The following is a 19,987-nucleotide window of genomic DNA, read 5'->3' as shown; positions in this document are numbered from 1 at the left end:
GTGGCGGAAGGTTTCTGCGGCTTGCGACCAGCCCCGGACGGCTTGCGGACGCGTGATGGAGGAGCGGGCAGCGATCGATGGCGGCTTATGTCCAGCCCACGGGGCTCGCAGGCGCCGTCCGGCAGGAGCGCGTAGCGATTGGTGGCGGCTTATGCCCAGCCCCAGAGACTCGCGGACGCGTGAAGGAGAAGCACGTAGCGATCAATGGCGGCTTATGTCCAGCCCAAGGGGCCCGCAGGCGCCGTCCCGCAGGAGCGCGTAGCGATGAGACGCGCCCTCGACCGCCGCCGCGCATCTCCGACGCCCCGTCCCTGCAAAGCTGAGACCGGCCCGTTCCTTTGGGGGCTTCCCGGCAGTCTTTCGGATTTCCGTGGCGGGACGGGCGGTCAAGGGTGGAGCGCAGCGACATCGCGAAGCGACGCGACCGGAGGGAGCGCCCTTGACGGGCCGGCCCGACGCGGAGAGACGATGGGACTGACGGGAAACCCCCAAACCATCCCTGATCCCGCCCGAGCGGCTCCCGACCCCCGAAGCCCCCGCCCCGCCAGATCCCGACCCCCGAAGCCCTCGCCCTGCGGCTCCCGCCCGCTACGGCGCCGTGAGCCGGCGGACGGACTCGATCACGGCCGCGCGGTGGGCCGCCAGGCGGTCGGCGGCCCAGGCACTGCCCGCGGCTCCCGCCGCCGGGCCGCCCACCGCCGCGAACCAGGCCTGCGACAGGCCGATGACCAGCGTGAGCACGTCCGCGGGGTCGATGCCCGCGTCGATGCGGCCCGCCTCCTGCGCCTGCCGCACGGCCGCGATCTTGCCTTCGTAGGACGCTGCCTCCGCGCCCGTCGACCCGGGGCGCTCCAGCTGCTTCCACAGTACGAGCCGCATCAGCTCGGGCCGCTCGACGAGGTGGTCGAAGACGGCGCCCGCGTAGCCGGGCAGGTCGTCGGCGTCGAAGGGGACGGATTCCGAGCCGGTCTCCAGGGCCCGCTGGAGCACGGCGTCGAAGAGCTGCTCCTTGTTGCCGTAGTAGACGTAGATGAGCCGCTTGTTCGCCTGCGCGGCCTCGGCAATGCGGTCGACGCGCGCACCGGCGATGCCGTACGTCGCGAACTCGGAGAAGGCCGCGTCGAGCAGGCGCGCCTTGGTCGCGTTGGAATCCCGTGCCATGCCCGCAGCCTAGCAAGTAACTATCCAGTTATTGACAAGGCGCACCGATCCGTCGCAGACTCTATCTATCCGGTTAGTTACTTTCTTTCGAGGAGCACACCATGGAGATGCGCGCACTGGGCCGCCAGGGTCTGAAGGTGGGGGCCGAGGGCCTCGGGCTGATGGGCATGAGCGCCCACTACGGCGCCACCGACGAGACCGAGTCCCTCGCCACGATCGACCGCGCCCTGGAGCTCGGCGTCACCCTTCTCGACACCGCCGAGGGCTACGGCCCCTTCCGCAACGAGCAGCTGCTCGGCAAGGCCCTGTCCGGCCGCCGCGAGGCGGCCGTGGTGGCCACGAAGACCGGGATCGAATTCACCGACGAGGGCGCCTTCCTCGGGCACAACGGAACCCCCGAGTACATCCGGCGGTCGGCCGACCGATCCCTGCGCCACCTGGGCACCGACCACATCGACCTCTACTACCTGCACCGCGTCGACCCGAACGTGCCGATCGAGGAGAGCGTCGGCGCCCTGGCCGGGCTGGTCGAGGCCGGCAAGGTCCGCCACATCGGCCTGTGCGAGGTCTCCCCCGCCACGATCGCCCGCGCCCACGCCGTGCACCCGCTGGCCGCGGTACAGACCGAGTACAGCCTCTTCGAACGCGGCATCGAGCACGACGGCGTGCTCGACACCCTCCGCGAACTGGGGATCGGGCTCGTCGCCTACTCCCCGCTCGGCCGCGGGTTCCTCTCCGGCGCCATCACCAGCCCCGACGACTTCGCGGCGGACGACTTCCGCCGCACCGACCCTCGGTTCCAGGGTGAGAACTTCCACCGGAACCTGGCCGTCGTGGACCAGGTCCGCCAGCTGGCCGCCGAGAAGGGCGTGACGCCCTCGCAGCTCGCCCTGGCCTGGACCCTGCACCAGGGCGCGGTGCCCATTCCGGGCACCAAGCGCCGCCGCTACCTGGAGGAGAACGTCGCCGCCACCGCCGTGACGATCACCCCGGCCGAACTGGCCGCGATCGACGCCGTGGCCCCGCACGGCGTGGCCTCCGGCGACCGCTACGCCCCCGAGCTGATGGCCTCCCTGAACGGCTGACCGGGTGGAGGGCGCCGCGGGGCTCACAGCATGACGTGCTTGACCCGGGTGTAGTCCAGGAGGCCCGCCATCGACAGGTCACTGCCGTAGCCCGAGTGCTTGACCCCGCCGTGGGGCATTTCGGAGACGGTGGTGCCGTGGGTGTTCACCCAGACGATGCCGGTGTGCAGGGCCCGGGTCGCCCGCATCGCGCGGTCGTGGTCGGTGGTCCACACGCTGGCGGCGAGGCCGTGGCGGACGTCGTCGGCCAGCTTCAGGGCCTCCTCCTCGTCGGCGAAGGCCTGCACGGTCACGACGGGCCCGAAGATCTCCTCCTGCACGATCTCGTCGTCCTGGCGCACGCCCGCGACGACCGTGGGCTCGTGGAAGAAGCCGGGTCTCGGGAGCCGGTCACCGCCGGTGACGATCTCGGCGCGGTCCGACAGCCTGCCGAGCAGGTCCTGCACCGAGGCCAGCTGGGCGGCGTTGTTGAGGGGGCCGAAGTCGGCGTCGGGCTCGTCCGGGGAGCCCGGGCGCAGCGTGCGGGTCTCGGCCGCGAACGCGGCGAGGAACGCGTCGTGGATCCGGTGGTGGACGAGGAAGCGGGTGGGTGCGGTGCAGTCCTGCCCGGCGTTGTAGTAGGCGACGGCGGCGAGGGCCGCGGCGGTGGCCTCGACGTCCACGTCGTCGTGGACGAGGACGGGGGCGTTCCCGCCGAGTTCCAGGTGGACGCGTTTGAGGTCGACGGCGGCGGCCGCCGCGATCTGCCGGCCCGCCCGCACGCTGCCGGTGACGGCGACGAGGGCGACGTCGCGGTGGGCGACGAGTTCGCGGCCGGTGTCACGGTCGCCGCAGACCACGTTGAGCACGCCGGGCGGCAGGTGCTCGGCCGCCATCCGGGCGAGGAGCACGGAGGACGAGGGTGTCGTGTCGGCCGGCTTGAGCACGGTCGTGTTGCCCGCGGCGATCGCCGGGGCGATCTTCCACACGGCCATCATCAGCGGGTAGTTCCACGGGGTGATCTGGGCGCAGACCCCGACCGGTTCGCGGCGCAGGAGGGAGGTGCGGCCTTCGGTGTACTCCCCGGCCGCGGCGCCGGGCAGGTTGCGGGCGGCGCCCGCGAAGAAGCGGACGCTGTCGACTATGGCGGGCAGTTCCTCGGTCCTGAACAGGCGGGCCGGCTTGCCCGTGTCGGCTGTCTCGGCGGCGACGAGGGCCTCCGCGTGTTCCTCGATGGCGTCGGCGATGCCGAGCAGGGCGCGCTGCCGTACGGCAGGGGTGGTCGTGGACCAGTGCGCGTACGCCGCCGTGGCGGCCGCGCAGGCGGCGTCGGTGTCGGCCCCGCCGGAGCGCGGGGCGCGGCGGTGGACGCGGCCGGTGGCGGGGTCGACGAGGTCCATCGTCGCGCCCGTGGCGGCGGGCCGGTCGGCGCCGGCGATGTGGTTGAGGAGGGTGTCGGTGTCAGCCACGGCGCAGTGCCTCGCGCGCCGCGTCGCGTCCGGTGCGGACGGCGCCCTCCATGTAGCCGGCCACCCACTGGTCGGATCCGCAGACGTAGAAGGGTGGTTCGTGGGTGCCGTGACGGGGGCCGACGGCCGTGACGTCGCCGGGTGTCCACTGGGTGACGTACCCCTGGGTCCACGGGTCGGTGCCCCACATCCGGATGTGGGTGGCGAGCGGCCGGTGGGCCTCTTCGCCGTAGAGGCGGGCGATTTCGGCGAGGAGTTCGCCGGTGCGCAGGGGGGTGGGTGTGCCGAGCAGCACGGCGAGCCTTTCGGGTGGTACGAGGGCGGAGAGGATGCCGTCGTTCTGTGGCCAGGTGCTGCCGAGGACCCCTTCGCATTCGGAGAGGCCGCTGCGGCCCCGGTCGCGCCAGAACGGCCGGTCGTAGGCGGCGACGAACTTGGCGGCGAGGGCGTGGCGTTGGCGGTGCAGGGAGGCGAGTCGTTCCTCGGAGACGCCGGTGACGGTGACCGAGCGGAGCGGGCCGACGGGCAGGGCGCTGACGACGGCGCCGGCGGTGAGGGTCTCGCCTCCGGCCAGCCGTACGGTGCAGGGGCCGGGGCGGCGGATCGTGACGGCCTCGACGGGCGAGCCGGTACGGACGCGGCCGCCGAGGGCGGCGGCCATGCGCAGGGCCACCGTCGCGGATCCCTCGGCGACCCGCAGGCCCTCCCAGGCCTCGTAGTCGTAGTGGTCGGGGCCGGGTACGGGGACCGCGGCGTGCTTGCGCAGGGCGGCGAGCAGGGAGGTGCGCTCGTACGAGCCGTCGGCGAGGGCGAGCTGGCCGATCTCCCAGAGGCGGACGACGGCCGGGGTCGCGCCCTCGGCGCGCAGCCAGTCGCCGACGGAGAGCCGGTCGAGGGCGGTGGCGTCGGGGTGGGCCCAGGGGTCGTCCGGGTCGACGGTGCGGGCGAGTGCGCAGAAGGCGTCGGTGACCTTGCGGTGGCAGGTGTCGTCGCCGGGGCCGAACCAGTGGGGCGGGTCGCCCGCGGAGACTCCTTCGGGGGTGGCGCGGGTGAGGGCGCCGGGTTCGGCGACGTAGCTGGGGGTGAGGGTGAGGCCGAGTTCCGCCGCCAGGGTCGTGTACGCGGTGTGGGCGCGGCCGACGACCTCTCCGCCGAGCTGGAGCAGTCGGCCGTCGGGGAGTTCGGTCTGCTCGACGCGTCCGCCGACCCGGTCGCGGGCCTCGACGACGAGGACGTCGGCTCCGCCGGCGGCGAGGTCGCGTGCGGCGGCGAGGCCGGCCAGGCCGGCGCCGAGCACGATGACGTCGTGGTTCATGGGGTGTTCCTCCGGTCAGTGCAGGACGAGGCAGTGCTCGGGCTTCCAGCCGATCTCGACCTGCTCGCCGCCGCTCCAGCGGTCCTCCATGCGGGAGCGGACCGTGTTCTGCTCCAGTACGGACACCGTGACGCCGGGGGCGAGTTCGATCAGGTAGGTGGTGGTGGGGCCGCAGTAGACGGTCTCGCGGACGACGCCGCCGACCCGGGCCATGTCCGGTTCCAGGTCGGACAGCCAGATCTTCTCGGGGCGGATCGACAGGTTGACCCTGCTGCCGTCGGTGAGGGCGGGCCGGTTGCCGACGGGCAGTTCGGGGCCGGCGTCGAGGACGACCCGGCCGGAGCGGTAGGTGCCGGGTACGAGGTTGGATGTGCCCATGAAGGAGGCGGTGAAGCTGCTGCTGGGCCGCTCGTACACGTCTTCCGGGGTGCCGCACTGTTCGACGTGTCCGTCGTTCATGACGGCGATCCGGTCCGACATGGTCAGGGCCTCGTCCTGGTCGTGGGTGACGAAGACGAAGGTGATGCCGACCTCGCGCTGGATCTGCTTGAGCTCGACCTGCATGTGCCGGCGCAGCTTCAGGTCGAGGGCGGCCAGCGGCTCGTCCAGCAGCAGCACCTGGGGCCGGTTGACCAGGGCGCGGGCGAGGGCGACGCGCTGCCGCTGGCCGCCGGAGAGGGTGGCCGGCTTGCGACCCGCGAGGTGTCCGAGCTGGACGAGGTCGAGCATGCCGGTGACGCGTTCGCGGATCTCGGCGCGGGGGACGCCCTTGCGCTTGAGGCCGAAGGCCACGTTGTCCGCGAGGGAGAGGTGGTCGAACAGGGCGTAGCTCTGGAAGACGGTGTTGACGTTGCGCTTGTTGGGCGGCAGGCCGGTGACGTCCTGGCCGTCGAGCAGGACGCTGCCCTCGGTGGGGTCGGTGAAGCCGCCGATCATCCGCAGCAGGGTGGTCTTGCCGCAGCCTGAGGGGCCGAGGAGGGAGAAGAACTCGCCCTGGGCGATGTCGAGTGCGACGTCGTGCACGGCGTAGGTGTCGTCCGCGGCGGGGTAGCGCTTGCTGACGTGGTCGAGGCGGACGGCGGGGGTGGGGTGCACGGGGGTCGGGTGCATGGGTGTCACTTCCCGGAGAGCAGGTCGAGGCCGCCGCGGCGCCCGAACAGGCGCGGTATGGCGAGGGCGAGGACGATGAGGCCGACGGATCCGGCGAGCATCAGGGTGCCGACGGCGTTGATGGTGGGCTGCACGCCGAACCGGATCGCCGAGTAGATGCGCACGGACAGCGGCTGCGGGTCGACGCCGGTGGTGAAGTAGGCGAGGACGAAGTCGTCGAAGACGAGGGCGAAGATCAGCACGGCGGAGGCGAGGATGCTCGGGAGCAGTGCGGGCAGGGTGACCAGGCGCAGTGCCTGCCGGCGGGTGGCGCCGAGGTCCATCGCGGCTTCCTCGACCTCGGGGTTGAGGGCGGCGATGCGTGAGCGGAGGATGACGGTCACGTAGGAGATGGAGAAGGTGATCTCGGCGAGCATCACGGTGGTGGTGGACAGGGTGATGCCGAGGCCCTTGAAGAGGAGCATCGCGGCGACGCCGGTGACGATCTCCGGGGTGATGAGCGGGACGAGCATGACCAGGCCGGCGAAGGAGCCGAGGCGGCTCCTGCTGCGTACGAGGCCCAGGGCGAGGGCGACGCCGAGGACGAGCGAGCCGGCCATGGCGACCAGGGAGACCCGCAGGCTCATGCCGAGCGAGTCGAGGATCACGTCGTCGTGGAGGAACGCGGTGTACCAGCGGAGGCTGACGTCCTCGAAGACGGTGAGGGACTTCTGCGAGTTGAAGGAGAACAGGACGACGACGCCGACGGGGAGGTAGAGGAGGGCGAAGAAGAGGGCGGTGACGGCGATGGCGAAGCGGGGGCGGCGCTCGGCCGCGCGGCGGCGGCGTCGCTGCTTCCTCGGAGCGCCGGGCGTGCCCGGGGCGTGCGCGGTGCTCGGAGCGTGCGCGGTGCTCGGAGCGTCCGTGGTGGTCGCCGTGTTCCGTGCGCCCGTGGTGCTCGCGGTGTTCCCGTTGTTCATCGGGCCGCCTCCGCCTCGTCCTTGCGGGTGCGCCGCAGGTAGCCGAGCATCCCGAGGAACAGGACCGCCATCAGGAGCATGGTGAGGGCCGAGCCCAGCGGCCAGTTCTGGCCCTGGAAGAACTTGTCCTGGATCAGGTTGCCGATCATGATCTGGTCGGGTCCTCCCATGAGCTGTGCGCTGACGAAGTCGCCCATGGCGGGCAGGAAGACGAGGACGCAGCCGGCGGCCGCTCCCTGCCGGGTGGCGGGGACGGTGACGTAGAGGAAGGTCCGCAGGGGGCCGCCGTAGAGGTCGCGGCCGGCTTCGATGAGCGAGGTGTCCATGCGTTCCATCGCCGCGTACAGCGGGATGATCATGAAGACGACGAAGCCGTAGACGAGTCCGGCGATGACGCCCGCGCCGGTCTGGAGGATCTTGGTGCCGTCGTCGGCCACACCGATCGCGCGCAGGAACCTCAGCAGCGGGCCGTCGTCGGAGAGGACGACGGACCAGCCGTACATCCGTACCAGGTAGTTGGCGAAGAACGGGACGACGATCGCGGCGATCAGCAGGTTCTTGAAGCGTCCGCCGCGCAGGGCGATGGCGTAGGCGACCGGGTAGGCCACGGCCAGGCAGATGAGGCAGGTGATCAGCGCGTAGCCGAGGGAGCGCAGCAGGACGGTGCGGTAGGCGGGGTCGGCGAGTGCGGTGAGGTTGTCGGGGTTGAAGCCGAAGCGCGGGTTGCCGAGGGGGTCGGTGGTGCCGAGGGCGAGGGTGGCGACGAGGAGGAGGGAGGCGACGAGGAAGCCCGTCATCCAGAGGGTGCCGGGGAGGAGGAGCCAGGTCCACAGCCTGGGCCCCCTCGCTTTGGTGTCCGCCATGTCAGCCGGCCTTCACGTCGGTCCAGGCGGCGTCGCGGGCCTGTTCGGCCCGGGCGTCGCCGTTGCGGAAGAAGAGGTCGGCCTTGAGGTCGTCGGCGGTCACCACGCACTGGGGGAAGGGTTCGACGAGTGCGGCGTACGTGTCCTCGGTGCCGCGCACCGGCATGGGGTAGCCGATGTACTCGATGTTCTTCTTCACGTTCTCGGGGCGGAGCATGTAGTCGATGAAGAGCATCGCGGTGCCGGGGTGCTGCGCGTTGGCGGGGATGGCGTAACAGTCGGAGTTGACGGGGGCGCCCTCGCGGGCGACCTCGAAGCCGAAGACGGCCGGGTCCTCGGCCTGGGCGAGCATGGCGGCCATGTCGCCGCTCCAGGCCTGGGTCATGTCGGCGTTGCCGTTGAGCAGGTTGTTGTAGCTGTCGCTGGAGAATCCGCGCAGGCGGGGGCGGAGCGAGCGGAGGGTGTCGGTGACGCGGGCGAGATCGCCGTGGTCGCCGGTGGTGAGGTCGAGGCCGAGCTTGAGCGCACCGAGGCCGAGCACCTCGTCACGGTCGTCGAGGACGAAGACCTTGCCCTTGGCCTGGTCGTTCCACAGGTCGTCCCAGGAGCCGGTCAGGTCGCCGAGCCGGTCCCGGCGCCAGCCTATGCCGGTCTTGTACATGGTGAAGGGCACGGTGTGGGCCGAGCGCGCGTCGTACCAGGGGTCGGCGAAGTAGCCGTATCCGCCGAACACCGAGTCGGCGTTGCGCAGCCGGGAGTGGTCGATCGTGCGCAGGCGGCCGCCGTCGGCGAGGCGCTGCGCCCATTTCGCGGTGGGGAAGACGATGTCGTAGCGGTTCCCGGCGTTGAGCTTGGCGGCCATGCCCTCCATGGAGTCGTAGTTCGACTGGATGACCTTGACGCCGTACTCCTTCTGGAAGCCTTCGAAGACGGCCGGGTCGACGAAGTCGGCCCAGTTGAAGTAGACGAGGTCGCCGTCCACCCGGACGTCGATGGGGGTTTCGGCGGTCTTCCCGTCGGCCGGGTCGGCTTCGGACGCGAAGCCGCAGCCGGCGGTGGTGAGGGCGAGGGCGGCGGCGGTGCCGACGCGCAGGAACTGGCGTCTGGTCGGGGGGAGTGCCTCGGGGGACATGGGGTCCTCTCCGTAGGGCCGCAGGGGGACGGCGGGAACGAGCGGAAGGTGGGGGCTCGGTCGAACGGTGGGCGCGGGGACGGCGGGCGCCTACGCCGGGTGCGTAGGGCGGGGTGCGTACGGCGGGGGGCGGTGCCGTGCCGTGCCCGGGGCGTGGCCGGTGGTGCGGTGCGGTGCGGGTGGGGCGCGGTGGGGGTGCGGCGCCCGGGGCGTGCGGGGAGGAGTCCGTCAGGTCGGACCGGCCTGACCGGCGAGACTCCCCTACGGTTCGGCGCCGTCGAGGGCGGCGCGGATGCGGGCGGCGAACCAGCCGACGGCGGACTCGCGGCGCGAGAGCGGTCCGGGCTCGAAGCCGGGGGTGGTGAGCCCCTTCTGGACGCGGGCGACCAGTTCGGCGTCCTCGTCATTGGTGATCCAGCCGATGTGGATGTTCAGGCGCCGGGCGAGGCGGGTGCGCCAACTGGTACCCCGCCGGGTGTAGAAGGCGCCGGGCACGGCCACGCGGTCGACGGCCGTGGGGATCGCCGTCCAGGCCAGTACGTGGTCCGGGTAGAAGTCGATGAGGGTGTTGGGGTAGATGACCGCGTACCGCCAGATGCGGCGGTCGGCCTCGGCGAGGCCGGGCATGGGGGCGGCGATGCGCTGGTAGAGGCGTTCGGCCCAGTTCGAGGACGGCTTGTCGCGCAGCGGGGAGGCGAACAGCGCGTAGTTCTCCTCGATCTCGCAGGTGTAGCCCTGGTAGTCGAGCAGGCGCATCAGGCCGGGGTGGGCCACCGGGACGTGGTAACCCTCCAGGTAGTTGTCGACCGCCACCTTCCAGTTGGCCTGCTGCACCTCGGCGCCGGCCAGGTGGTGGATCCGGGCCCGGCCTACGGGCACGAGGTCGGCTCCGGCGTAGTGGCCGACCGCGTCCGCGAGGCCCGCGCAGCTCTTGGCCAGCGGTACGGCGTCGGGGTCGAGGCTGACGAAGACGAAGCCGAGGAAGGACTCCACGGAGGCCGGGAACAGGCCGAGCTTCGGCTTGTCCAGGCAGGGGATCTGCCGGGCCTCCGGGGCGCCGACCAGGCTTCCGTCGAGGCGGTACGTCCAGCCGTGGTAGGGGCAGCGGATCGCCTTGCCGGCCGGTTCGGGGTTGGTGACCAGGCGTGTGCCGCGGTGGCGGCAGACGTTGAGGTGGGCGGCGAGGCCGCCGTCCTCGGTGCGGACCACCATGACCTCGCGGTCCGCGACGGTGGCGGCGAGGCGGGATCCCGGTTCCGGCAGGTCGGACTCGTGGCATACGAGCTGCCAGGACGCGGCGAAGACGTGCCGGGTCTCGGCGGCGGCGATCCCGGGATCGGTGTAGTAGCGCGCCGGGAGCGCGGGGCCCGGGGTGCCGGGGGCGGAAGCGGGGGCTCCGGGGGCCGGTGCGGCCGGCGCGGGGGCTCCGGGGGCCGGTGCGTCCGGCGCGGGGGTTTCGAGGACCGGCGCGTCCGGGGCGGTGGTCGCGTCGGCGGGCCGGGCGGGCGCGGTGACCCGGCCCGGCGGGCCGGTGCGGCCGGCGCCGTCGGTGCGGCCGGAGGGCCCGGCGGGGCCGGCGTGGCCCGGCGGTGTTTCGGGAGCTCGGGAATGCATCGTGACTCCTCCGTGCCGCCCGTGCGGCGATCGGTGTCGGCGTTCGATGTCGAGGCGGCCCAGCAGTGGACAGGCGGTCGGGGCGGGAAGCCGGGACCGGGCTGACCGATTGGACAGTCAGACTGCTGGCTTGTTTCCGCCGGGTCAAGACTTGTTCACTGACCGATCGGTCAGCTAGCGTGATTCTTGCCTGACCGATCGGTCAGCAAACGTGCTTTCCTGTCGCCGACCCGGTGCTGCCCCGCGTTCGCCCTGTTCACCAGGGCGCGGGCAGGCCGGGCGGCCCGCCCGGCACCCGCCCGGGCCCGCACCCCTCGATCCCCGCTCCCCCGCCACCCGGCTCCGTCGGGCGCCGGGCCGACGGCGGCATCCCACCTCCCGGAGGCACGCATGAGCGGTCGTCGGCGTCTGGACTGGCTCGGGCTCACCCCCGAACCGGAGCGAGAACTCCCCACGGCGGTCGCCGCCCTGCGTGCCTCGTCGCGCACCGGGCCCACGGTGCGTCCGGCTCGGCCCCGGGACCGCACACCCGAAGAGCTGGCGGCCGCCGAGCGCCGCCGCGTGGAGCGCCTGATCCTGCGCGGCAGCCGGCACAGCTGGCTCCGCTACCTCGCCGAGGTCACCGACCTGGTGACCGGCGTCGCCGCCGGGTCCCGCAGCGGCGACCCCGCCGCCGCTCTGCTCGCCGGCGAGGTCGTCCTCGACCACCACCGCATGCTCATCGGACTCCCGGGCCCGGGATACGGCCGCACCGCGGCGGCCCGTACCGCGCTGGAGAGCGCCGTACGGGCCCTGCGCACCCGAAGCAACACCCCCACCCACACACCCGTCCCCACCCACACCCGGACAGGAGGCAGCCGATGACCACGACCACGGTCCGGCTCCCCCCGGCGCAGCCGCCGGGCACCGTCCTCGGGACGGCTCCGGCCATCGCGGAGAGCGCCGACGCCTACCGCGCCTCGGGCGGCTACGGGGCCACCACCGGCCCCGGTGAACTGCTCGCCCACCTCGCCGCCTCCGGGCTGCGCGGCCGCGGCGGCGCCGGCTTCCCGGCCGCCGTCAAGCTGCGTTCCGTACGCGACCGCGGCGGCCACCCGGTCGTCGTGGCGAACGGCGAGGAGGGCGAACCGGGCTCGGCCAAGGACCGCTGGCTGCTGCGGGCCCGCCCGCACCTGGTCCTCGACGGTCTCGCCCGCGCCGCCGCGGTCACCGGCGCCGCCCGCGGCTTCGTCTACCTCTCCGACCCGGCCGCGGGCGAGAGCGTACGCCGGGCCCTCGCCGAGCACCCGCCACCGCTGCCCGTCGAGGTCGTCGAGACGGACCACACCTACGTCGCCGGCGAGGAGACGTCGGTGGTCCGCAGGATCGACGGAGGACCGGCGCTGCCCACCGCCAAGCCGCCCCGTCCCTTCGAACAGGGGGTCGGCGGGGCACCCACCCTGGTCTCCAACGTCGAGACGCTCGCCCGCATCGCGCTCACCGCCGCCCGGCCCGACCTGCGCGACACCATCGCCCGCAGCACCCTGGTCACCCTGTCCGGCGGGCCGGTCTCCCCCCTACTCACCGAGGTCCCGTACGGCATCCCGCTGCGCGCCCTGGCCGACCGGTACGGGAATCCCGGCGCCGCCGGAGCCCTGATGGGCGGGCTGTTCGGCGGGCTCGTGGACGCCGACGCGCTGGACCTCCCCCTGGAGCCCGACGCGCTCATCGCCGCGGGCACCGCCCTGGGCTGCGGAGCGATCCACTTCCTGGCCCCCGGCCGGTGCCCCGTGACCACCGCCGCCGACGCGGCCGCCCACCTCGCGGCCGAGAGCGCCCGCCAGTGCGGGGTCTGCGTCTCCGGCACCGCGGCCGTCGGCAAGGCCCTGTACGGCCTCGCCGCCGGGACCGCCGGCCCGGACACCGCGGACAGCCTGGACCGCTGGGCGCGGGGGCTGCGGGGCCGTGGCGCCTGCGGGCTGCTCGACGCCGCCGCCGGCATCGCGGGCAGCCTGCTCCGCTCCTTCCCCCACCTCGTCCGCTCCCATCTCGCCGCGCCGTGCCCGGTGTGCGCGGGCGCCGCACCCGCGGACGGCCGCCACCGCCTCACCGTCGCCGTCCCGGTGGTCGCCGGCGCCCCCGTCCCGGCCCGGCCGCCCCGGCCGGCCCCCTCCCCCACCCCCTTCCCGCTGCCCGCGCTGAAAGGAACGCCATGAAACTCCTGCTGGACTCCACCCGCTGCCAGGGCTACGGACTGTGCCAGGAACCCGCACCCGACCTGGTCGAACTCGACGAGTGGGGCTACGCGCGGCTCATCACCCTCGTCGTCCCGCCGGGCGCCGAGGACGAGGCCCGCGCCTGCGCCGAGAGCTGCCCCAACTCCGCCCTGCGCCTGGAGGGATGACATGGGCCGTGATCTGACCGCCCTCTTCGACCCCCGCTCGGTCGCCGTCGTCGGCGCCAGCGACGATCCGGCGAAGTACGGCCACGCCGTGGCCGCCCAGGCCCTGCGCGCCCCCGACCGGCGGCCCGTGCACCTGGTCAACCGGCGCGGCGGCACCGTCCTCGGCCGGACCGCGGCCACCTCTCTCGCCGCGATCGGCGAACCCGTCGAACTGGTGGTGATCTCGGTTCCCGGCGCAGGCTTCGAGGCCGCCGTCGACGACGCGCTGGCCTGCGGGGCGAAGGCGATCGTCGCCATCACCGCGGGCTTCGCCGAGGCCGGGCCCGCGGGAGTGGCCCGCCAGCGGGCGATCGCCGACCGGGTGCGGGCCGCCGGAGCGGTCCTCGTCGGCCCCAACTGCCTGGGCATCGCCGACAACACCACCGAGCTGTACCTCGCCTCCGACCGCTTCGCCCCCGGCGCGGTCGCCCTGCTCAGCCAGAGCGGCAACCTCGCGCTCGAACTGCAGCTGCGCGGCGAGCCCCACGGCCTGGGCTTCTCCCGCTTCGTCTCCCTCGGCAACCAGGCCGACGTCACCCTCGTCGACCTCGTCGAGGACTGCGCCCGCCACGGGGCCACCTCCGCCATCGCCGTCTACGCCGAGGACTTCGGGGACGGCCGGGCCTTCGCGGCGGCCGCCGCCGCGGCGGGCAAGCCCGTGGTGCTGCTGACCGCCGGACGCGGCAGCGCGTCCGCACGCAGCGCCCAGTCGCACACCGGGGCGCTGACCACCTCGGCCGACGTGGTGGCCGCCGCCTGCCGCGACGCGGGGGTCGAACTCGTCCGCACCCCGAGGGAGATGACCGTCGCGCTGGCCGCGCTCGCCTCGGGTCCGCGGACCCGGGGCCGGCGTACCGCGGTCCTCACCGACGGCGGCGGGCACGGCGCGATCGCCGCCGACGCGGCCGAGGACGCCGGGCTCGACGTACCGGAGCTCGGCGGGCCGACGCAGGACCGGCTGCGGGCCGTGCTGTGGGAGCAGTCCTCCGTCGGCAACCCCGTCGACCTGGCGGGGATGGGGGAACAGCGGCCCCTGTCGTACGCGGACACGGCGCGGGAGCTCCTGGCCGCGGGTGAGGTCGACGCCGTTCTGATGACCGGGTACTTCGGCGGGTACGCCGCCTCCGAGGGCGGGCTGGGCGGCGGCCCGTCGGGAGGTTCCGTACTGGCCGACGGCGAGGCCCGGGCCGCCAAGGAGATCGTCGCGCACCTCGCCGCCACGCCGAAACCGCTGGTACTGCAGTCGATGTATCCGCAGTCGCCGAGCTGCCGGGTGCTGGCCGAAGCCGGGGTGCCCGTGTTCGCGGCCACCGAGGACGCCGCCCGCGCGCTGGCGGCGATGACGGGCCGGACGGCGGCCGACGCCGCGGGGATCCCCTCCCTGCCGCCCCCGGCGGCGCCCCTGCGGGACCCGGGCTACCACGGGGTGCGGGCGCTGGTCGGCGCCGCGGGGGTTCCCTTCCCGGCGGCCCGCGAGGTCACGGACGAGGCCGGACTGCTGGCCGCGGCCGCCGAGTTCGACGGCCCGTACGTCCTCAAGGCCCTGCACCTCCTGCACAAGTCCGACGCCGGCGGGGTGGCGCTGCGCCTCGCCGACCGGGACGCGCTCCTCGCCGCGTACCGGGAGATGCACGCCCGGCTCGGTGCGCCCGCCCACTCGGTCGAGGCCATGGCCGACCTTTCGGACGGCGTCGAGCTGATCGTGGGCGTGAACCAGGACCCCCGGTTCGGGCCGGTCGCCATGGTCGGGCTCGGCGGCGTCCTCACCGAGACCCTCCGCGACGTCGCCTTCGCCCTCGCGCCCGTACCGGCCGCGCGGGCCGAGGCCCTGCTGCGGGGCCTGCGCAGCGCGGCCCTGCTGGACGGCGTACGCGGCCGGCCGGCCGTCGACGTGGCCGCGGCGGCCGCCGTCATCGAGCGCATCACCACGGTCGCCGCGGCGCACCCGGAGATCGCCGAGCTGGAGGTCAACCCCCTGCTGGTGCGCCCGGACGGCGCCCTCGCCCTGGACGCGCGGGCCGTCCTGCACTGACCGCTCCACCCCACCCCTGTGCTCTGGAGGACACATGGACTTCCGCTACACACCCGAACAGGCCGACCTGCAGGCCCGGGCCGCCGACTACGCGCGGCTGCTGATGCGCTACGAGGACCGGTCCGAGGAGGCCGGCGGCCCGCTGCCCGCCGACACCGTCCGGGAACTGACCCGCGCCGCCATGGACGCGGGGGTCTACGCGATCAACATGCCCGCCGAGTGGGGCGGGGCGGGCCTGTCCCTGCTGGACCAGGTCATCGTCGAGGAGGAGTTCGGCAAGGTCACCAACTGCCTGTGGGACATCCCCTGGCGGCCCGCGAACGTCCTCGCGCACGGCACCGAGGCGCAGCGGGAGAAGTACCTGCTGCCGGTGATCCGCGGCGAGCGGTTCGACGCGTTCGCGGTGACCGAACCGGGTGCGGGCTCCGACCCGGGCTCGGGTACGAGCACCGCGACCCGGACCGACGGCGGGTGGCTGCTGAACGGCGAGAAGTGGTTCGTGACCTGCGGTGACATCGCTGACTTCCTGCTGGTGCAGGCCGACGCGGGTCCGGAGCGGGCGGCGACGCTGTTCTTCGTGGACAAGCAGGCAGCCGGTGTGGAGATGACCCGGGTCCCGCGGTTCATGCACTCCGCGGTGAACGGGCACCCCGAGTTCACCTTCACCGATGTGTTCGTCCCCGACGAGGACGTGCTCGGCGGCGTCGGCAACGGCTACGAGCTGACGAAGGAGTGGTTCACCGACGAGCGGCTGATGATCGCCGCCCGGACCGTGGGCGCGGCGGAGCGTGCGCTGGAACTCGCCCGGGACTGGGCGGTGGAGCGCCGCCAGTTCGGCTCCCCCATCGCCGACTTCCAGCTGATCCAGGGCATGCTCGCCGACTGCGCCGTCGACATCGCCGTCAACCGTGCCTACACCCACCAGGTCGCCTGGGAGGCGGACCGGCCGGAGACCGACCGCAAGACGCTGCACGCGAAGGCGTCGACGGCGAAGCTCGCGGCGAGCGAGGCCGCCGGGCGGGTCATCGACCGGTGCGTGCAGATCTTCGGCGGCCGCGGCTACGACCGTTCCTACCCGGTGGAGCGCATGTACCGGGAGCTGCGCGTCGACCGGATCTGGGAGGGCACCTCCGAGATCCAGCGCCTGATCATCGCCAACGAGCTGATCAAGCGCGGTACGCGGGCCCTCGCGCTGCCCACCTCCTGACGACCGCCGCCCCTTGAAGACCCACCTCCACCCCGACCCAGAGGATAGACAGCACATGGACTTCCGTCTCACCGCCCGTCAGGAAGAACTCCGGGGCGCGGCGCGCGAACTCACCGAGTTCATCATGAAGTACGAGATCGACTGCGAGGAGAACAACGGCCTGCCCGCGCAGGCGCACACCGAGATCCGCGACGCCGTCCTCGACAGCGGGCTGCAGGCCGTCAACATGCCGGTGGAGTGGGGCGGTGCCGGCCTCACCGTCCTGGAGCAGGTCACCGTCCAGGCCGAGCTCGGGCGGCTCACCGGCGCGCTGTGGGACATGGTGTGGCGGCCGGCCAACGCCCTGTCCTTCTGCACGCCCGAGCAGCGCGAGCGCTACCTCGTGCCCGTGATCCGGGGCCGGCGCCGGGACTGCTACGCGGTGAGCGAGCCCGAGGCGGGCTCCGACCCGCAGAGCATCGTTACGACGGCGACGCGGGCCGACGGCGGATGGGTGCTGAACGGCGAGAAGTGGTTCGTCACCGTCGGCGACCACGCCGACTTCATGATCGTGCTGGCCGCCGCCGGGGAGGAGCGCGCGCCGACGCTCTTCCTCGTCGACAAGGACACGCCGGGCATCGAGATGACCCGGGTGCCGCGCTGGATGCACACCTTCGTCTACGAGCACCCCGAGTTCACCTTCACGGAGGTTTTCGTCCCCGAGGACGCGGTGCTCGGCGAGGTGGGGCAGGGCTACGACATCACGCGGTCCTGGTTCACCGAGGAGCGGCTGATGATCGCGGCCCGCACCATCGGTGCGGCGGAGCGTGCGCTGGAACTCGCCCGGGACTGGGCGGTGGAGCGCCGCCAGTTCGGCTCCCCCATCGCCGACTTCCAGCTGGTCCAGGGCATGCTCGCCGACTGCGCCGTCGACATCGCCGTCAACCGTGCCTACACCCACCAGGTCGCGTGGGAGGTCGACGCCGGCGTGGTCGACCGCAAGACGCTGCACGCCAAGGCCGCCATCGCCAAGCTGGCGGCGAGCGAGGCCTCCGGCAGGGTCGTCGACCGGTGCCTGCAGATCTTCGGCGGCCGCGGCTACGACCGCTCGTACCCGGTCGAGCGTCTCTACCGCGAGCTGCGCGTCGACCGGATCTGGGAGGGCACCTCCGAGATCCAGCGCCTGATCGTCGCGGGCGAGCTCGTCAAGCGCGGCACGGGCGTCCTGCGGATGCCGTCCGGGGGGTGAGGTGTCAGCGGTGGTCCGGGCGGCGGCCGCGCAGGTCGGGCGCCGCCCGGACCACCGCCCGCGTACGTGTCGTAGTGGCCGAAGTGGTGGAGGGAGGACGAGGCGATGAGCGATGTCGAACGGGTCGGGGTCGTGGGCTGTGGACTGATGGGGTCCGGGATAGCCGAGGTGTGCGCCCGGGCCGGACGGGACGTCGTGGTGGTGGAGACGTCCCGTACGGCCGCGGCCGCCGGCCGGGAGCGGATCAGCCGCTCGCTGGAACGCGCCGCGGCGTCCGGGAAGCTGACCGCGGCCGAACGGGAGGCCGCCGCCGGCCGGATCGAGGTGACCGCGGACATGGACCGGCTGGCGGACCGGGACCTCGTCGTCGAGGCGGTCGCCGAGGAGGAGCGGGCGAAGCTGGAGGTCTTCGCGCTGCTCGACCGGGTCGTGCAGCGGCGCGACGCCGTCCTGGCGACGAACACCTCTTCCATCCCCGTGATCCGCCCGGCCGGAGCCACCTCGCGGCCCGAGCAGGTCATCGGCCTCCACTTCTTCAATCCGGTGCCGGTTCTTCCGCTCGTGGAGCTGGTGCCGTCGCTCCTCACCGGCGAGGAGACCGTCCGGCGGACGCACGCGTTCGCCTCGGAGGTGCTGGGCAAGGAGGTCGTCCGCGCCCGGGACCGGTCGGGGTTCGTCGTCAACGCCCTCCTCGTGCCGTACCTGCTGGCGGCGGTCCGCATGGCCGAGTGCGGCACCGCGTCGGCCGAGGACATCGACCGTGCCATGACCCTGGGTTGCGCGCACCCGCTGGGACCGCTGGCGCTGGCCGACCTCATCGGCCTGGACACGGTGCAGGCCATCGCGCGGTCGATGTACGCGGAGTACCGCGAACCGCTGTACGCGCCGCCGCCGCTGCTGTCCCGGATGGTCGACGCCGGTCTGCTGGGCCGCAAGGCGGGCCGGGGCTTCCACCGTTACGGAGGTCCGGGAGGCGGCGCGATGCGCGAGGATGAGGGGGTGGTGGCCGCGGCCAGCGGGCCCAGCCGCCCCGACCACGGGCGCCGACACGGGGAGCAGACGACGTGACCAAGGCCGATCGCGCACTGGAGACGCGTGAGCGCATCCTCACGGCCGCGTGCGAAGTCATCGCCGACATCGGCTTCGAGAACGTCAGCATGCGCAAGGTGGCCGAACACGCCGGGGTTTCGAAGGCGCTGCTGCACTACCACTTCGACACGCGGGAGAAGCTCTTCGCCGAGGCGATGACGCACTCCTTCGCGCAGACCGGCACGGACACGGACGGCGACGCCGAGGGCGGTTCGGTCCCGGCCGCGGTCGTCCTGGCCCGCATCCTGCGGAGCATGCTGCCGTCGGACGCGGAGCTGCGCCAGGACTGGAAGCTCTGGCAGGAGCTGTGGGTGCGCGCCCAGCGCGACGCGGCGGCCCGGCACCTGGCGGTCGACCTGTACGACCAGCTGCACGCGTGGGTCGGCGGGGCCGTGGAACGGGGCATTCGCTCGGGCGAGTTCGCCGACTGCGACGTCGCTGCGCTGAGCACCCTCGTCATGGCCCTGTGCGACGGTCTGGGCATCCGCCTGATGCTGGACGATCCCCGGGTGGACCTGGCGACGGCCCGCTCGACGATCTGGCGGACCATCGCCCCCACGCTGGCGGTGGACCCGACGTTCCCGGAGGTGTGACGGACGCGTCCGGCGAAGGCGGCCGGCCGGGGCCGCAGGAAATGTCAGCGGAACGGGTCGGCGGGGTCGGATGTGAGGGCCGCGGCCGCCGCGAAGAGGCGGGCGCAGCGCCGGGTCATGGCCTCCGGGGACTGGTCGGGGTGTTTGACCCACCAGCGGACGAGGGTGGCGACCAGGTCCCGCCACACGTACTTGAGCGCGTCCGCGTCCAGGGGGTCGTCGGACCCGGCGGCGCGCAGCAGGTCGGCGGTGCCGCCGGCGGCGAGGGCGTCGATGGCGGACCAGTACTCGGCGGCCCGGCGGGCGGCCGCGCCGTCGGCCGGCAGGGAGGTGTCGTACAGGACGAACCACGCCTCCCGCTGCCCCTCCAGGGCGGTGAAGATGCTCTGGAGCACGCGCAGGGGGGTGTGCGCGGTGGTGCCGTCGCGGCCCATCGCGGTGCGGACGGTGTCCAGCAGGCGGTCCCCGACGGGCACCAGGCAGGCGAGGTACAGATCCTCCTTGGTGCCGAAGTACTGGTGCAGCAGGGTCTTGGTGACCCCGACGCGCTCGGCGATGGCGGGGAGGGAGGCGGCCGCGTAGCCGCGGGTGCCGAACTCCTCCGTGGCGGCGGCCAGGATCTGCTGCTGGCGGTGCTGCCGCGGGACTCCCTTGGTACCGGCTTTCGAGCGTGGGGTTGCCATGGACGGATATTATCAGTAAGTAATTTACCGCAAGGTAAGTTCCTCA

General features: G+C 73.2%; 18 protein-coding genes. 9 read left to right on the top strand and 9 right to left on the bottom strand.

Translation table 11 applies throughout. The features are described from left to right. Positions 1-588 precede the first annotated feature (588 nt). A complete protein-coding gene (locus IG86_RS0124155; RefSeq protein ID WP_030832989.1) occupies positions 589-1,161 on the bottom strand; it encodes a TetR/AcrR family transcriptional regulator in 573 nt (190 codons plus the stop codon). Between the two features lie 101 nt (positions 1,162-1,262). On the opposite strand from IG86_RS0124155, the gene IG86_RS0124150 reads away from it, so the two are divergent. Continuing rightward, positions 1,263-2,246, top strand: coding sequence for an aldo/keto reductase (locus tag IG86_RS0124150; RefSeq protein WP_030899537.1), 984 nt, complete (start codon positions 1,263-1,265; stop codon positions 2,244-2,246). A 23-nt stretch (positions 2,247-2,269) separates the two neighbouring features. Here the strand turns inward: IG86_RS0124150 and IG86_RS0124145 are convergent, their stop codons facing one another. The 7 genes from IG86_RS0124145 to IG86_RS0124115 form a co-directional block, all read right to left on the bottom strand. Continuing rightward, positions 2,270-3,694 carry an aminobutyraldehyde dehydrogenase gene (locus tag IG86_RS0124145; protein WP_030832983.1) on the bottom strand — a complete coding sequence of 475 codons (1,425 nt, stop codon included), beginning with the start codon at positions 3,692-3,694 and terminating at the stop codon, positions 2,270-2,272. Then, complete coding sequence (locus IG86_RS0124140; protein WP_030832980.1) at positions 3,687-5,009, bottom strand: flavin monoamine oxidase family protein; 1,323 nt, start codon at positions 5,007-5,009, stop codon at positions 3,687-3,689. The genes IG86_RS0124145 and IG86_RS0124140 overlap by 8 nt, the downstream gene beginning before the upstream one ends. A gap of 15 nt (positions 5,010-5,024) precedes the next feature. Beyond that, positions 5,025-6,119, bottom strand: a complete 1,095-nt coding sequence (locus tag IG86_RS0124135; protein WP_037849800.1) for an ABC transporter ATP-binding protein — start codon at positions 6,117-6,119, stop codon at positions 5,025-5,027. A 5-nt stretch (positions 6,120-6,124) separates the two neighbouring features. Then, positions 6,125-7,078: an ABC transporter permease gene (locus IG86_RS0124130; protein WP_078906016.1), complete on the bottom strand. Its 954-nt coding sequence runs from the start codon at positions 7,076-7,078 to the stop codon at positions 6,125-6,127. Further along, complete coding sequence (locus IG86_RS0124125) at positions 7,075-7,941, bottom strand: ABC transporter permease (protein WP_037849799.1); 867 nt, start codon at positions 7,939-7,941, stop codon at positions 7,075-7,077. The genes IG86_RS0124130 and IG86_RS0124125 overlap by 4 nt, the downstream gene beginning before the upstream one ends. Before the next feature lies 1 nt (position 7,942). Beyond that, positions 7,943-9,073, bottom strand: coding sequence for a polyamine ABC transporter substrate-binding protein (locus IG86_RS0124120; protein WP_030899531.1), 1,131 nt, complete (start codon positions 9,071-9,073; stop codon positions 7,943-7,945). A 261-nt stretch (positions 9,074-9,334) separates the two neighbouring features. Further along, positions 9,335-10,687, bottom strand: coding sequence for an aromatic ring-hydroxylating oxygenase subunit alpha (locus IG86_RS0124115; protein ID WP_244306044.1), 1,353 nt, complete (start codon positions 10,685-10,687; stop codon positions 9,335-9,337). Between the two features lie 390 nt (positions 10,688-11,077). On the opposite strand from IG86_RS0124115, the gene IG86_RS0124110 reads away from it, so the two are divergent. The 8 genes from IG86_RS0124110 to IG86_RS0124075 all read left to right on the top strand — a co-directional run bounded on the left by IG86_RS0124110 (position 11,078) and on the right by IG86_RS0124075 (position 19,258). Further along, entirely contained in the window at positions 11,078-11,551 is a 474-nt protein-coding gene (locus tag IG86_RS0124110) for a hypothetical protein (protein ID WP_030899528.1), read from the top strand. Beyond that, positions 11,548-12,882 carry an NADH-ubiquinone oxidoreductase-F iron-sulfur binding region domain-containing protein gene (locus tag IG86_RS0124105; RefSeq protein WP_051785366.1) on the top strand — a complete coding sequence of 445 codons (1,335 nt, stop codon included), beginning with the start codon at positions 11,548-11,550 and terminating at the stop codon, positions 12,880-12,882. Before IG86_RS0124110 ends, IG86_RS0124105 begins: the two co-directional genes overlap by 4 nt. Next, positions 12,879-13,070 carry a ferredoxin gene (locus tag IG86_RS0124100; RefSeq protein WP_030899523.1) on the top strand — a complete coding sequence of 64 codons (192 nt, stop codon included), beginning with the start codon at positions 12,879-12,881 and terminating at the stop codon, positions 13,068-13,070. Before IG86_RS0124105 ends, IG86_RS0124100 begins: the two co-directional genes overlap by 4 nt. Position 13,071: 1 nt before the next feature. Beyond that, on the top strand, positions 13,072-15,141 hold the full coding sequence (locus tag IG86_RS0124095; RefSeq protein ID WP_030899520.1) for an acetate--CoA ligase family protein: 2,070 nt from the start codon (positions 13,072-13,074) through the stop codon (positions 15,139-15,141). Between the two features lie 34 nt (positions 15,142-15,175). Beyond that, positions 15,176-16,348: an acyl-CoA dehydrogenase family protein gene (locus tag IG86_RS0124090; protein WP_030899517.1), complete on the top strand. Its 1,173-nt coding sequence runs from the start codon at positions 15,176-15,178 to the stop codon at positions 16,346-16,348. Between the two features lie 55 nt (positions 16,349-16,403). Beyond that, entirely contained in the window at positions 16,404-17,576 is a 1,173-nt protein-coding gene (locus tag IG86_RS0124085) for an acyl-CoA dehydrogenase family protein (RefSeq protein WP_030899514.1), read from the top strand. Between the two features lie 105 nt (positions 17,577-17,681). Next, entirely contained in the window at positions 17,682-18,644 is a 963-nt protein-coding gene (locus IG86_RS0124080; protein ID WP_078906015.1) for a 3-hydroxybutyryl-CoA dehydrogenase, read from the top strand. Further along, positions 18,641-19,258 (top strand): TetR/AcrR family transcriptional regulator, encoded by a 618-nt coding sequence (locus IG86_RS0124075; RefSeq protein WP_030832945.1) that lies wholly within the window; start codon positions 18,641-18,643, stop codon positions 19,256-19,258. The genes IG86_RS0124080 and IG86_RS0124075 overlap by 4 nt, the downstream gene beginning before the upstream one ends. 44 nt (positions 19,259-19,302) lie before the next feature. On the opposite strand, the gene IG86_RS0124070 is transcribed toward IG86_RS0124075, so the two are convergent. Then, positions 19,303-19,941 carry a TetR/AcrR family transcriptional regulator gene (locus IG86_RS0124070; RefSeq protein ID WP_037942893.1) on the bottom strand — a complete coding sequence of 213 codons (639 nt, stop codon included), beginning with the start codon at positions 19,939-19,941 and terminating at the stop codon, positions 19,303-19,305. Positions 19,942-19,987 lie beyond the last annotated feature (46 nt).

Origin of the sequence: Streptomyces virginiae, assembly GCF_000720455.1 — a bacterium.
Classification (GTDB): Bacteria; Actinomycetota; Actinomycetes; order Streptomycetales; family Streptomycetaceae; genus Streptomyces; species Streptomyces virginiae.
This window is presented reverse-complemented; position numbering and strand designations above follow the sequence as displayed.